Raw genomic sequence first — 14,073 nt, 5'->3', positions numbered from 1 at the left:
CCCATGGCACAGGGCCTGCGCGCCCTTGGCCGCGAGGGGGCCTCCACTTGTCTCGATCCAAAAGCTGAATGCGGAGAAATCCCCGCGCCGCCCTTCGCGCGCACCTTACGATTCGCGCCCTAGACTGAGCCGCATTTTTCGTCTCAAGCGGTTTGGAGAGTTCGTGGGTTCCGGTAGTCACAGACATACGCTGCGTGCCGGTCTCCGGCCCGCGCCGACAGGACGCATGCGTGCCATCGTGTACGCCGGGCTCAGGATGCCCCTTTCCACACTTGGCACCCCCGGCCTGGCACGCCCTGCACAGGGACACCGCGCATGAGTACCCAGACCCTGAACGCCCCGCTGGACGCCGGCCGGGCGACGTTGCCGGCCGAGTCGCCGTTGCCGATGCCTGAGCAGTCCCTGCGCGAAGGGCAGCTGCAGGTTCCGCGCCAGCGCACCTCACCGCGGATGATCGGGCTGCGTCGTTTCTACATCCTGGGCGGTACCGCGGCGATGACCGCCGCCGCCAGCCGGATGATGTGGAAGGTGCTCGCCGTCAATGGCATCAGTGTGCTGGAAGCCTGCCTGCTGGTGCTGTTCGTGGGCCTGTTCGCCTGGATCGCGTTGTCCTTCGCCGGGGCGGTGGCCGGTTTCCTGACCGCGGTATTCGATCGGGGCTACAAGCTCGGCATCGATCCGGACGCGCCGCTGCCGACCGTGCATACGCGCACCGCGCTGCTGATGCCCACCTACAACGAAGATCCGCGCCGGTTGCTGGCCGGGTTGCAGGCGATCTATGAGTCGGTGGCCGAGACCGGCCAGCTGGCGAATTTCGATTTCTACGTGCTCAGCGATACCCGCCGCGATGACATCGGGCAGGCCGAGGAAGCGGCCTTCCACGCCTTGTGCGATGCGGTGGGCGGCCATGACCGCATCTTCTACCGTCGCCGCGGCGACAACAGCGGGCGCAAGGCCGGCAACATCGCCGATTGGGTCCGCCGTTTCGGCGGTGCCTACCCGCAGATGCTGATCCTGGACGCCGACAGCCTGATGACCGGCGACACCATCGTGCGCTTGGTCGCGGGCATGGAACACAACCCGGATGTTGGTCTGATCCAGACCCTGCCGGCGGTGGTTGGTGGGCGCACCCTGTTTGCCCGCATGCAGCAGTTCGGCGGGCGCGTATACGGCCCGGTGATCGGCCGCGGCGTGGCGTGGTGGCATGGCGCGGAGAGCAACTATTGGGGCCACAACGCGATCATCCGCACCCAGGCCTTCGCCGAGCAGGCCGGCCTGCCGTCGCTGCCGGGCAAGGAGCCGTTTGGTGGGCACGTGCTCAGCCACGATTTCGTCGAGGCCGCGCTGATGCGCCGTGGCGGCTGGGCCACCCACATGGTGCCCTACCTGAAAGGCAGCTATGAGGAAGGCCCGCCGACCCTGACCGATCTGCTGGTCCGCGACCGGCGCTGGTGCCAGGGCAACCTGCAGCACGCCAAGGTGGTCGGTTCCAAGGGCCTGCACTGGGTCAGCCGGATGCACATGCTGGTCGGCATCGGGCATTACTTCACCGCGCCGATGTGGGCGATGCTGATGCTGATCGGCATCGCGATTCCGCTGTTCCAGGGCGGCATCGACCTCAATGAAGTGCTGCATCTCTCGCCCGGTGTCTACTGGCGCCACCAGGATGAGACCCAGGTGATCCGCATGTTCGCGATCACCATGGTGGTGCTGCTCTCGCCCAAGGTACTGGGCTACCTGGCGATGCTGCTGGAGCCGGTCGAACGCCGTGGCTGCGGTGGCACGATCCGCGCCTTCATTTCGATGCTGCTGGAGACCATCCTCGCCGCGCTGATGGCACCGGTGGTGATGTACGTGCAGTCGCGCGGTGTGGCTGAGGTGCTGGCCGGCAAGGACTCGGGCTGGGACGCGCAGCAGCGCGACGATGGCGGCGTGTCCTGGCTGGCGCTGGCGCGTGGCTACGGCGGGCTGAGTGTGTTCGGCCTGTTCATGGGCGCGCTGGCCTACGCGGTCTCGCCCTCGCTGGCCGCATGGATGGCACCGGTGGTGATCGGCATGGTGCTGGCGATTCCGGTGGTGGGCTTCACCTCCTCGCGCACCGCTGGCGTCTGGATGCACCGGCTGGGCCTGATGGAAATCCCGGAAGAATCGGCACCGCCGAAGGTGCTGGTGCGCGCGGCCGAGCTGCGCCGTGCTGCGGCCGAGGCACATCCCCCCGGCTGATCACGGCAATCCAGGTATCGCCGCCCCATTGCCGCGGGGCGCGGTCATAATGCGGCTTGAACGTACTGGAGCCGCCTGATGCTGGATACCGTGGAAAACGAAACCGGCGCCGACCCGCAGTGGTCGGTGCTGTGGCTGCATGGCCTGGGTGCCGACGGCCATGACTTCGCCCCGATCGTGCCCGAACTGGTGCGCCCGCACTGGCCGGCGATCCGCTTCGTGTTCCCGCATGCGCCGGTGCAGCCGATCACGATCAACAACGGCGTGCCGATGCGCGCCTGGTATGACATCGTCAGCATGGATTTCCGTTCGCGCGCGGACAGCGCCGGCGTGGACGCCTCGATCGTGGAACTGGAACTGCTGATCGAGCGCGAGGTCGCCCGCGGCATTCCGGCCGAACGCATCCTGCTGGCCGGCTTCTCGCAGGGCGGGGCGGTGATCCTCAGCGCACTGCTGCGTCGCACCCGTCCGCTGGCCGGGCTGATCGCACTGTCGACCTATCTGCCGGATCCGGCCAAGGCAGCTGCCGCGCGCGTGGCCGATGCCATCAGCGTGCCGGTGTTCATGGCCCATGGCACCCAGGATCCGGTGATCCCGGTGGCGATCGCCGAGCACACCGCGCAGACGCTGAGCGCGCTCGGCCTGCCGGTGCAGTGGCACACCTACACGATGGCCCACCAGGTCTGCGCCGAGGAACTGCAGGCGCTGGGCGACTGGCTCGAGGCGCGCTTCGCCGCCTGACGCCATGAGCGACCCGCGCCAGCAGTCCTGGTTGCCCGAGCTGTGCCGCCTGCCGCGGCTGGCGGCGATGCTGGGGTTGGCCGAGCTGGTGGTCGTCTTGGTGGCGCTGGCCCCCGATGGCAGTCGCCACTGGACGCTGCCGGACTTCCTGTCCGCCAGCGGCTTCGCGTTGTGGCTGGCGCTGGCAGTGACGGTCAGCCTGTGCAGCGTGCGCGCGGTGCTCTCGCGCTTGCCCGAAGTGCCGGGCATGGTGCTGGTGGTGCTGATGACCGGGCTGATCGCCGGTGCGTGCGCGGCGATCGTGCATGCGCTGTACGGCGTGCTCGGCGGCAGCAGCTTTGCCCAGGCGGTCGGCTTCTGGCGGTTCACGTTGGGCAGTGCGGCGATGACCGCGCTGATCACTGCCTTGGCGCTGCGCTACTTCTACGTCAGCGACCGCGGCAGCGCGCAGATGCTGGCCAACGCACGAGCCCAGGCGGATGCATTGCAGGCGCGGATCCGGCCGCACTTCCTGTTCAACAGCATGAACCTGATCGCCAGCCTGCTGCGGCGTGATCCGGACGTGGCCGAGCGCGCGGTGCTGGATCTGTCCGATCTGTTCCGCGCAGCCCTCGGTGCCGGCGATGGCGATTCCACCCTGCAGGCCGAGTGCGAACTGGCCGAGCGCTATCTTTCGATCGAATCGCTACGGCTGGGCGAACGCCTGAAAGTGATCTGGCTGCGCGACGAGCCGCTGCCCTGGTCGCTGCCGATGCCGCGGCTGGTACTGCAGCCGCTGGTCGAAAATGCCGTGCTGCATGGCATCTCGCGGGTGCCCGCCGGTGGCACGATCGTGCTGGCACTGTCCAGTGACGGCGCGAATCTGCGCATCCGCGTGCGTAACCCGGCACCGGACCCGGCCACGCGCGGGCTGCCGCTCCTGCAGGGCGCCGGGCATGCACAACGCAACATCGCCCATCGCCTGGCCTGGCGCTTCGGCCCGGCCGCGCGGATGACGGGGGCGTGGGCCGACGGCTACTATGCTTGCGAAATCACGGTCCCGGTCCAGTGAGGAAACTGTATTGAAGGTGGTGATCGCCGACGACGAACCGCTGGCCCGCGAGCGCCTGCGCTCCCTGCTCGCTGACCAGGCCGGCATCGAGGTGGTGGCCGAGGCCGAGAACGGCGAACAGGCGCTGCACGCCTGCGCCGAGCTGCAACCGGACCTGGTCCTGCTCGACATCGCCATGCCCGGCCTGGACGGGCTGGAAGCCGCGCGCCATCTGGCCACCTTCGAGCCACGCCCGGCGGTGGTGTTCTGCACCGCGTACGACGCGCATGCGCTGTCCGCCTTCGAGGCAGCCGCGATCGACTACCTGATGAAGCCGGTGCGCCCCGAGCGCCTGGCGGCCGCGCTGGAGCGTGCGCGCACCTTCCTCGCCGGCCGCAGTGGCCCGGCGACCCCCGCCAGCCAGCAGGCGCGTACCCTGCTGTGCGCACGCCTGCGCGGCAGCCTGCGGCTGATCCCGGTCGAGGACATCCACTACCTGCAGGCCGAAGAAAAATACGTCGTGGTGCATCACGCCCGCGGCGAAGACCTGCTGGAGGAGTCGCTGAAGTCGCTGGAAGAGGAATTCGGCAACCGCTTCGTGCGCATCCACCGCAATTGCCTGGTCGCCCGGCACGAACTGGTCGAGCTGCGACGAAATGGCGCAGGGCAGGTCCAGGCGGTATTGCGGCATGGCCACGGGCCGCTGGAAGTCAGCCGCCGTTGCGTGGCCAGCCTGAAGCAGGACCTCAAGTACCTGTAAGCGGGGCTGTGCGCGACCGTTGGTCGATACGCCCCTGTGCGTCGATAATGGCGCCATGAAGACCCTGCGCATCGCCACCCGAAAGAGCCCGCTTGCCCTGTGGCAGAGCGAATATGTTGCCGACCGCCTGCGCCAGGCGCATCCCGGTCTGGAGGTGGTGCTGGTGCCGATGAGCACGCGCGGCGACGAGGTGCTGGATCGTTCGCTCGCCGCGATCGGCGGCAAGGGCCTGTTCCTCAAGGAACTGGAACTGGCCATGCTGCGTGGCGAAGCGGACTGCGCCGTGCATTCGCTCAAGGATGTGCCGATGGAGCTGGATGCGCCGTTCGCGCTGCCGGCGATGCTGACCCGTCATGACGCGGCCGATGGTTTCATCTCCAATCTGTACGCCTCGCTGGACGCGCTGCCGATCGGCGCGCGGGTAGGCACCTCGTCGCTGCGCCGCCAGGCCCAGCTGCGCGCGCTGCGCCCCGACCTGGAGCTGCAGGACCTGCGCGGCAACGTCAACACGCGCCTGGCCAAGCTGGACAACGGCGGCTACGACGCGATCGTGCTGGCCGTGGCGGGGCTGGAGCGGCTCGGCCTGGGCAACCGCATCGTGGCGCGCCTGGCGGCACCGGACTGGCTGCCGGCCCCGGCACAGGGCGCGGTGACGGTGGAATGCAACGGTGAGGACGCGGAGGTGATGGGCCTGTTCGCAGCGCTGGACGATGCCGACACACGTGCCTGTGTGGAAGCCGAGCGTGCCATGAACCGTGCACTGCACGGCAGCTGCCACGTGCCGGTCGCCGGCTTTGCGCAATGGGAAGGCGAGGATCTGTTCCTGCAGGGCCTGGTCGGCGGTGTCGCCGATGGCCGCATCGTGCGCGCTGAAGCGCGTGGCCCGGCCAATGATCCGGAGGCGCTGGGCCAGCGCGTGGCGCGTGGCCTGCTCGATGCCGGTGCCGGGGAGCTGCTCGCGGTCTGAGGCGCGTAGTGCCGGCCGCTGGCCGGCAGTCCATGCTGCACAAGGTACGCGATGAGCCGGCCAGCGGCCGGCACTACATCACGACGGCGGGCGCACAGGCGCCCGCAGCGATTACTTGAACTTGTAGACCACGTTCATGGTGGTCAGCGTGTCGGTCTTGCGCTTGTCATCGGCGACGTCGCTGTTGTGGCGCGCCTGCCAGCCGGCCTTCAGCGCCAGATGTTCGTTCATGCTCACCGACACGCCGAAATCGTTCTGCGCGAAGGTGTTGTACGAGCCCGATTCGACCAGCAGCGTGTTCACCAGGTCGGTGTTCGGGGTCAGCGTGTACTTGAGATCGAACAGGCCGCGGCCGATCAGGCCGGTGCGGGTCGCGTCGTCTTCGGTGTTGTGGGTGCGGCGCACACCGGGGCCGATCTGCGCATCCATGTAGAAGCGCTCGGCATCGATGATGCGGGTGCCGTAGCCCAGACCGAACGAGCTCTGGCGGTCGTAGGTGGCGAAATCGTCGCGCTCGTAACGCACCGTGGCGGTGATCTGGCGGTGTTCGCCCAGCTGCAGCGCGCTGCCGGCACTGCCGGTGTAGCGGTTGGCGGTGGTGTTGCGGCGGCGGATGGTGGTGCCGTCGTCGTTGGTATCGGTGTATTCCGAGCGCGAGCGCAGGCCGAACAGATCCATGCTGTGCACCCAGTCATCGTCGGTGTAGCGCAGGCGCAGACGACCGTTGAAGCTCTCGGTATTGCTGTTGCCGCGGGCCGAGGCAAAGCCCAGTTCACCGCCACTGCCGCTCCAGGGGGAGGTCATCGCCGCCAGTTCGGCAGCGTCCTGTGCATAAACCGCCGGGGCGCAGAGCAGCAGGGGAACAAGCAACGAAACGCGCAGGGACATCAACGGTTCTCCGTGATCGGACAAGGGGGAGGGACAACAAGGGGGGGATGATACTTGATGCGTTCAGCGTCACATTCGGCGACGGGCCCCGGCTTTAGGGCACGTTCGGCCTCGGCCCCTGTTCAGGGAATATCGATGCGCAGAGAGGCGTCGTCGAAGCGCGAATAGGTCACGGTGATCCGGAACGGCTGCCCGTTGGTTTCACCCTTGCGCTCGATCTGCACCGGCAGGCCCTGTGCATTGACCCAGTACAGCAGGCCATCCGGCGCGGCGGTTGCATGGCGCACCTCGTATTTGTGCGCGCGCTGGCCACCGGCGCGGTCTTCGCCGAGGTCGCGCACCTGCAGCTGTGCCGGCTCCAGATCGGCCGGCAATGGATTGCGCCACTGGGCCAGCATCCCTTCGGGCACCGGGATCTGGCGTACTTCGCCGGCACGCTGCAGGAAGAACATGCTGCCAATGATGGTCTGCGGGCCATCGTCGGTGATCAGCCGATAGCGGTCCGGGGCCACGTAGTCCATCTGCGCCTCCAGGGCGCGCGGGCCCTGCATCTTCATCACCGCGTGGAAGCTGTGCAGTTGGCCGAAGCGCTGGCTGGCGGCCAGCACGGTGCCGACCGGGTCGGCCGCCGGTGCGGCCGCGGCAGGCACCGCAGCCGCGGGCGTTTCACTGCGTCCGCAGCCACTGAGCAGCAGGGCGGCGGCGGACAGGGCAAGGGCGGGCAACAGGCGCATGACGGGCGGCAGCAGACGGTGGGGGCCCCACGATAGCCGAAGATGCAGCCGAAGCCGCCACAACGACGGCGACTCGGACATAATCGGGTCATGGACCGATATGAACGCATCAACGCCCTGCATCGCCTGCTCAAGTCCGCCCGTTACCCGGTAACGGTGGCGGCCCTGCAGGAAAAACTGGAGTGTTCCCGCGCGACTGTCTACCGCGACCTGGCCTTCCTGCGCGATGCGCTGATGGCCCCGGTGGAAGGCGACGGCGAGGCGGGCTTCCGTTACCAGGCCGACGAGAGCGACCGCTTCGAGCTGCCGGGCCTGTGGCTCAGCTCGGAAGAACTGCACGCGCTGCTGGCCTCCCAGCACCTGCTCTCGCGCACGGGGGGCGGCGTGCTGTCCTCGGTGCTGGCCCCGCTGCAGCAGCGGATTGAAGGCCTGCTGGCCGCACAGGCCGGCGTCTCGACCTGGCCGGTTGACCGGGTCCGGGTGATTCCGCACCGCGGCCGCAAGTTCGATGAAGCCAGCTTCCGCGCCGTCGCCTCGGCGGTACTGGAGCGCAAGCAGCTGGCCTTCGAGTACCGGGCCCGCTCCACCGATGAGGCCACCCAGCGCACCGTGTCGCCGCAGCGCATGACCCACTACCGCGACAACTGGTACCTGGATGCGTGGGATCACGGCCGCGAAGGCCTGCGCAGTTTCGCGGTGGACCGCATCTACAAGGCACGCGTGATCGATACCACCGCGCGCGATGTGGATGAGACCGAGCTGGACGAACAGCTGGGCGCCAGCTACGGCATCTTCTCCGGGCCGCCCAAGGGCTGGGCCACCATCGTGTTCAGTGCCAAGGCTGCGCGCTGGGTGGCCGATGAGCACTGGCATTCCAAGCAGCAGGGCCGCTTCCTGCCCGATGGCCGCTATGAGTTGAAACTGCCTTACAGCGTCTCGCGCGAACTGCTGATGGACGTGCTGCACTACGGCTCGGACGCGGAAATCGTGGAGCCGGTGATGCTGCGCGAACAGGCCAAGGCGCTGCTGGCACTGGCACTGACCAGTTACGAGTAAGCCGGCCGGGCCGGCATCGGCTCATGCCGTGGGGTCATATGCCCCGGATTCCGCAAGCGCCGGGGCGTGCGGTATCGTGGGGCGTTGCTGCCCTTATGGATCCCGCTGCCCCCATGAAAAAGTACCTGCTGCTCCCGTTGCTTGCCGCCTCGCTGGCCCTGGCCGCCTGCGGCAAGCCGGCCAACGATTCCAAGAAGCTGGTGGTTGCCGCCACCGCGGTGCCGCACGCCGAGATCCTCGCCGTGGTCAAGCCGATCCTGGAAAAGGAAGGCCTGACCCTGGATGTGCGCGTCTTCAATGACTACGTGCAGCCCAACGACCAGCTGGTGCAGAAGCAGGTTGACGTGAACTACTTCCAGACCGAACCCTATCTGGACGCCTACAACCGGGACCGCAAGACCGACCTGGTCAAGGTGATCGGCGTGCATATCGAGCCCTTCGGTGCGTACTCGCGTCGTTTCAAATCGCTTGATGCGCTGCCCAACGGTGCCGACGTGGTGATCCCCAACGACCCGAGCAACAACAGCCGCGCGCTGATCCTGCTGCACAAGGCTGGCGTGATCACGCTCAAGGACCCGACCAATGCGTTGGCGACCCAGCGCGACATCATCGCCAACCCGAAGCAGCTCAAGTTCCGCGAGCTGGATTCGGCGATGCTGCCGCGCGTGCTGGACCAGGTCGATCTGGCCCTGATCAACACCAATTACGCGCTGGATGCCGGGCTCAACCCGACCCAGGATGCGCTGGCGATCGAAAGCAAGGATTCGCCGTACGTGAACTTCCTCGTTGCCCGCCCGGACAACAAAGACGATGCCCGCGTGCAGCAGCTGGCCAAGGCCCTGACCGGCCCGGAAGTGAAGGCTTTCATCGCCGAGAAGTACAAGGGTGCGGTCCTCCCGGCATTCTGACCGGCACCCACGGTAGAACCACGCCATGCGTGGCTGGCCGCACCCGCGCGGCAATGATCGCCGACGCGGGCGTCACCCCACGCGGAAGCCCATCGTCGCCTCCACCGCCTGCTGCCAGCCGCTGTACAGCGCCTCGCGCTGATCCACCGGCATCTGCGGGGTGAAGCGGCGGTCCACCGCCCATTGCTCGGCGATCTCCGCCCGGCTGCGCCAGAACCCGGTGGCCAGCCCGGCCAGATAGGCCGCGCCCAGCGCGGTGGTTTCGGCCACCTGCGGGCGCAGCACCGGCACGCCCAGGATGTCGCTCTGGAACTGCGCCATGAAGTCATTGGCGATCGCACCGCCATCGGCGCGCAGTTCCTTCAGCTCGATCCCCGCATCGGCCTGCATCGCCGCCAGCACGTCGCGGGTCTGGTACGCCATCGATTCCACCGCCGCGCGGATGAAGTGCTCCTTGGTGGTGCCGCGGGTCAGCCCGAACATCGCGCCGCGCACATCGCTGCGCCAGTACGGCGCCCCAAGCCCCACGAACGCGGGTACCAGGTACACGCCGCCATTGTCCGCGGCACGCTCGGCATAGGCCTGGCAATCGCTGGATTTGCCGAACATCCGCAGCCCGTCGCGCAGCCATTGCACCACCGAGCCGGCGACGAAGATCGAGCCCTCCAGTGCGTATTCCACCCGTCCATCAATGCCCCACGCGATGGTGGTCAGCAGGCCGTTCTCGGATACCACTGCCTTCTCGCCGGTGTTCATCAGCATGAAACAGCCGGTGCCGTAGGTGTTCTTGGCCATGCCCGGCTCGAAGCAGGCCTGGCCGAACAGCGCGGCCTGCTGGTCGCCGGCGATGCCGGCAATGGGCAGGTGCTGGTCGAAGAAGAACTGCGCCTGGGTGGTGGCATACACCTCGCTGGAACTGCGCACCTGCGGCAGCATCGCGCGCGGGATGTTGAACAGCGCCAGCAGTTCATCGTCCCACTGCAGCGCATGGATATCGAACAGCAGCGTGCGCGCGGCATTGGTGACATCGGTGACGTGCGCCTGGCCGCCACTGAGGTTCCAGATCAACCAGCTGTCGATGGTGCCGAACAGCAGCTCGCCGCGTTCAGCACGTGCCTGTGCGCAATCGACGTGATCGAGGATCCAGCGGATCTTGGTCGCGGAAAAATAGGCATCGATCAACAGCCCCGTCTTGCGCCGGATCAGCGGCTCGTGGCCATCGGCCTTGAGCTGTTCGCAGATCGCATGGCTCTGCCGCGACTGCCACACCACGGCGTTGTGGATCGGCTGCCCGGTAGCCTTGTCCCAGACCACCGTGGTCTCGCGCTGGTTGGTGATGCCGATGCCGGCGATCGTGCGCGGGTCCACCTGGTAGCGGTTCAACAGCTCGGTGATCGTGGTGTAGACACTGGTCAGGATCTCGCGCGGGTCATGCTCCACCCAGCCCGGCTGCGGGAAGATCTGGGTGAACTCGCGTTGCGCGCTGCCGGCGATGCGCCCGGCATGATCGAACAGGATGGCGCGCGAACTGGTCGTGCCCTGGTCGATGGCGAGCACGTAGTGCTTGTCCATGGTCTGCTCCGTGGAAATCGATGCCGTGAGGCGTGACAGGCGTACAGCCTACGGCATCGAAACACGCGCCTGCAGGCTGGCGGCCAGCGCTTCTCGCTGTGCCGCGCCCACGCGCAAGCCCAGGTGGCTTCGGCGCCACAGCACGTCGTCAGCGGTGCGGGCCCATTCGTGCGCGATGAGGTAGTCCAGTTCGCGGTCGTAGAGGCCGCCGCCGTGGTCCTGGCCCAGCGCGTCGAGTGTCTGTGCGCCGGCGAGCAGCCCGACCGCACGGGTGCCGTAGCTGCGGGCCAGGCGCTGCATCAGGGCAGGGGGCAGGCGAGGGTGGTCACGCTGCAGCGCTTCGGCCACCTCTATGGCGGTGCCGCCATCGCCCCCCGGCAACGGTGGCCCACCGGCAGTCCACGCCGCGCCCATCTCCGGCAGCGCGGGTGCGAGCCGCCCCAGCGCGTCCTCGGCCAGTGCGCGGTAGGTGGTCAGCTTGCCGCCCAGCACGCTCAGCAGCGGCGCGCCGGCCGTATCCACCGCCAGCCGGTAGTCGCGCGTGACCCGCGATGCATCGCGGTGATGATCGGCCAACAGGGGGCGCACCCCGCTGTAGCGCCAGACGATGTCCTCGGCGCGCACCGGAACGCGCACGAACCGGTTCACCGCCTCGAGCAGATAGGCCTGTTCGTCGGCGCGGGGCTGCACCTGCGCCGGGTCGCCGTCGTAGTCGGTATCGGTGGTGCCGATCAGGGTGAAGTCCTGTTCGAACGGAATCGCGAACACCACCCGCTGGTCGGGTTGCTGGAACAGGTACGCACTGTCATGGGCGAACAGGCGCGGCACCACCAGGTGGCTGCCCTGCACCAGCCGCACTCCCAACGGGGCATCGAGTCCGGCCCGTTCCAGCACAGTGCCGGCCCACGGCCCACTGGCATTGACCACGCAGCGCGCGCGGAGGCGCTGCACGTCGCCGTTGGCGGTGCGCAGTACGGCCCACCAGTGATCGTGGTGGCGGATCAATTGTTCGCAGCGGGTGCGTGTGCGGATGTCGGCGCCGCGCTCATGCGCATCGAGCGCGTTGAGCACCACCAGCCGGGCATCGTTGACGCGTGCATCGGCGTAGGTGAAGCCGGTCCGGTAGGCGGGCTGCAATGCAGCGCCGCTCGGATCGCGCTGCAGGTCGATGCGCTGCGAGCGCGGAAAATGGGGAGTGGCATGGCCAAGGTGGTCGTAGAGCCACAGGCCCGTGCGCAGCATCCACGCCGGGCGCAGATGGCGCGCATGCGGCAGCACGAAGCGGGTCGGGGCGATCAGATGCGGCGCAAGCTGGCGCAGCGTTTCGCGTTCGTTGAGCGCCTTGCGTACCAGCGCGAACTCGCCCTGCTGCAGGTAGCGCAGGCCGCCATGGATCAGCTTGGTGCTGGCGCTGGAAGTGTGCGCGGCCAAGTCATCCTGCTCGCACAGGCAGACCGACAGGCCGCGTCCTGCTGCGTCGCGGGCGATGCCGGCGCCGTTGATGCCCCCGCCCACCACCAGCACGTCGAAGGATTCGCTCATCGGCTCCCCGGGGCGGACCGGTCCGGTCCATCGTCACCCCAGTGTCGGCCACCGGCCGGCAACGCCCGATGAAAGTTTCAGGCCCCACGTTGCAGGCCCCACAACGACAACGGGCCCGCGAGGGGCCCGTTGTACGTATTGCGTGGAAGTGGAACGGCGTGCTTAGAAGCGCGCGCCGATGCCGAAGCCCACGGTCCACGGATCCAGCTTGGCCTTGTCGCCGGTGCCTTCACCGTTGACGGTCAGCTCCGGGCGCGAATGCATGTAGCGGGCATCGGCACGGGCGAACCAGGTGCTGTTGATGTTCATGTCCACGCCGACGGTGCCGATCGCGCCCTTGGCGGTCTTGACGCCGATATGGCCGATGTCGCTGGCGAGGTCTTCATTGCTGAAGTTGGACTCGTAGTAACCGGCGCCCACGAACGGACGGAACACGTTGTCGGCCTGGCCGAAGTGGTACTGGCCGCTCAGCGCGATCGGCTGCTGCTCGACGGTGCCCAGGCGGGCGCCATCGGTGCCGCGCACGCGGTGATCGAACTTGTCGGCTGCGCCCCACAGTTCCACGGCCCAGTTGTCGTTGATGTAGTAGCTGAAGCTCAGGGTCGGGGCCGGGCCGCCGTCCACCTTGCGCACGCCATCGAGCGGATCGTTCTTGGGCTGCAGCAGCGACACGCCGCCGACCACGGCGAAGTGCTTGCCAGAAGCGGTATCAACAGTGCTGTCCTGCGCGAAAGCAGCCGGCGCAAAAGCAAGAGCAGTCAGGGTAGCCAGGGTCAGGGTACGGATGGAGCGCATGGGGGAATCTCCTCAGGATGTTTTTGTTCTGGGCCCCGGTGTTGTGGGGCGAGGCAACCGTAGTCCCCGCAATATGAATCGCATCCGACGCACGTTAAAATTTAGTTGTTTCCATTCAGCGATCAGTGCGAAACCGCTGCATTTACGGGCGATGATGCGATGCCTGACATTCATTCATCTGGTGATGGTGTGATGGAAACCACAACGTGCATCGGCCTCCCTGCGCAGCTGGACGTCGACTGCCGCGTGCTGGTACTCGGTTCGATGCCGGGTGTCGCATCGCTGCAGGCGGGGCAGTACTACGCCCATCCGCGCAATCGTTTCTGGCCGCTGATGGGCGTGCTGTGCGGGATCGACGCGGCGCTTCCTTATCCGGATCGCGTGCGCGCATTGAACGCGCGCGGTGTGGGCGTGTGGGATGTGATCGGGCAGTGCGAGCGACGCGGCAGCCTGGATGCGTCGATCGTGCGCGGCAGTGAAGTGCCCAATGCGCTTGGGGTACTGATCGACGGATGGCCTGCGCTGCGCGCGATCGCCTGCAATGGCGGCACCGCGTACCGGGCGTTCCAGCGTTTCATCGTGCCGGCGCTGCTTGATGCGGCGCACGAGGTGCCGGTCTGGTCGCTGCCCTCCACCAGCCCGGCGAACGCGGCGTGGCCGTTGCCTCGGCTGGTGGAGGCATGGCAGCCGCTGGCCGATGCCATCCGGCGCTGAGGCGGGGACAGCGCCGGACAATACGGTACCGACTGGAAAATTCCACTTTGCACTGTGCCAAGCCCAATCCGGCCAAAGCAGATGCCTGCAACAGCCTGTCCCGGGACAGCGGCGCTGAAAATTCGCCAAGCTGGTTGGCGCTG

13 protein-coding genes are annotated in these 14,073 nt (G+C 67.5%); 8 read left to right on the top strand and 5 right to left on the bottom strand.

Annotated features, from left to right (window positions below):
* Positions 1-315 precede the first annotated feature (315 nt).
* The 5 genes from mdoH (at position 316) to hemC (ending at position 5,721) form a co-directional block, all read left to right on the top strand.
* Positions 316-2,223 (top strand): glucans biosynthesis glucosyltransferase MdoH, encoded by a 1,908-nt coding sequence (mdoH, locus tag AC06E9_RS04795; RefSeq protein ID WP_282257146.1) that lies wholly within the window; start codon positions 316-318, stop codon positions 2,221-2,223.
* A gap of 75 nt (positions 2,224-2,298) precedes the next feature.
* A complete protein-coding gene (locus AC06E9_RS04790; RefSeq protein WP_282257418.1) occupies positions 2,299-2,964 on the top strand; it encodes an alpha/beta hydrolase in 666 nt (221 codons plus the stop codon).
* Positions 2,965-2,968: 4 nt separating this feature from the next.
* On the top strand, positions 2,969-4,015 hold the full coding sequence (locus tag AC06E9_RS04785) for a sensor histidine kinase (RefSeq protein ID WP_478055567.1): 1,047 nt from the start codon (positions 2,969-2,971) through the stop codon (positions 4,013-4,015).
* A gap of 10 nt (positions 4,016-4,025) precedes the next feature.
* Positions 4,026-4,754, top strand: coding sequence for a LytR/AlgR family response regulator transcription factor (locus AC06E9_RS04780; protein WP_121040113.1), 729 nt, complete (start codon positions 4,026-4,028; stop codon positions 4,752-4,754).
* Between the two features lie 55 nt (positions 4,755-4,809).
* On the top strand, positions 4,810-5,721 hold the full coding sequence (gene hemC, locus AC06E9_RS04775; RefSeq protein ID WP_478055566.1) for a hydroxymethylbilane synthase: 912 nt from the start codon (positions 4,810-4,812) through the stop codon (positions 5,719-5,721).
* 111 nt (positions 5,722-5,832) lie between these two features.
* Here hemC and AC06E9_RS04770 read toward each other — a convergent pair whose 3' ends face one another.
* Both AC06E9_RS04770 and AC06E9_RS04765 read right to left on the bottom strand, forming a co-directional pair.
* Positions 5,833-6,609: a DUF481 domain-containing protein gene (locus AC06E9_RS04770; protein WP_121040108.1), complete on the bottom strand. Its 777-nt coding sequence runs from the start codon at positions 6,607-6,609 to the stop codon at positions 5,833-5,835.
* Positions 6,610-6,731: 122 nt separating this feature from the next.
* Positions 6,732-7,343: a hypothetical protein gene (locus AC06E9_RS04765; RefSeq protein WP_478055565.1), complete on the bottom strand. Its 612-nt coding sequence runs from the start codon at positions 7,341-7,343 to the stop codon at positions 6,732-6,734.
* A 90-nt stretch (positions 7,344-7,433) separates the two neighbouring features.
* On the opposite strand from AC06E9_RS04765, the gene AC06E9_RS04760 reads away from it, so the two are divergent.
* Positions 7,434-8,399 carry a helix-turn-helix transcriptional regulator gene (locus AC06E9_RS04760; protein ID WP_121040104.1) on the top strand — a complete coding sequence of 322 codons (966 nt, stop codon included), beginning with the start codon at positions 7,434-7,436 and terminating at the stop codon, positions 8,397-8,399.
* Positions 8,400-8,512: 113 nt separating this feature from the next.
* Positions 8,513-9,307, top strand: coding sequence for a MetQ/NlpA family ABC transporter substrate-binding protein (locus tag AC06E9_RS04755; protein WP_121040102.1), 795 nt, complete (start codon positions 8,513-8,515; stop codon positions 9,305-9,307).
* A 72-nt stretch (positions 9,308-9,379) separates the two neighbouring features.
* Here the strand turns inward: AC06E9_RS04755 and glpK are convergent, their stop codons facing one another.
* The 3 genes from glpK to AC06E9_RS04740 all read right to left on the bottom strand — a co-directional run bounded on the left by glpK (position 9,380) and on the right by AC06E9_RS04740 (position 13,216).
* Positions 9,380-10,879: a glycerol kinase GlpK gene (gene glpK / locus AC06E9_RS04750; protein WP_152151079.1), complete on the bottom strand. Its 1,500-nt coding sequence runs from the start codon at positions 10,877-10,879 to the stop codon at positions 9,380-9,382.
* A gap of 48 nt (positions 10,880-10,927) precedes the next feature.
* Positions 10,928-12,421, bottom strand: coding sequence for a glycerol-3-phosphate dehydrogenase (gene glpD, locus AC06E9_RS04745; RefSeq protein WP_478055564.1), 1,494 nt, complete (start codon positions 12,419-12,421; stop codon positions 10,928-10,930).
* A 162-nt stretch (positions 12,422-12,583) separates the two neighbouring features.
* Positions 12,584-13,216, bottom strand: coding sequence for an OmpW/AlkL family protein (locus AC06E9_RS04740; RefSeq protein WP_019183623.1), 633 nt, complete (start codon positions 13,214-13,216; stop codon positions 12,584-12,586).
* Between the two features lie 192 nt (positions 13,217-13,408).
* Between AC06E9_RS04740 and AC06E9_RS04735 the strand changes: the two genes are divergently transcribed.
* Entirely contained in the window at positions 13,409-13,930 is a 522-nt protein-coding gene (locus tag AC06E9_RS04735; protein WP_152151083.1) for a DNA-deoxyinosine glycosylase, read from the top strand.
* Positions 13,931-14,073: the final 143 nt, after the last annotated feature.

Source organism: Stenotrophomonas sp. Steno-Z10-BAI (assembly GCF_056393115.1).
This window is presented reverse-complemented; position numbering and strand designations above follow the sequence as displayed.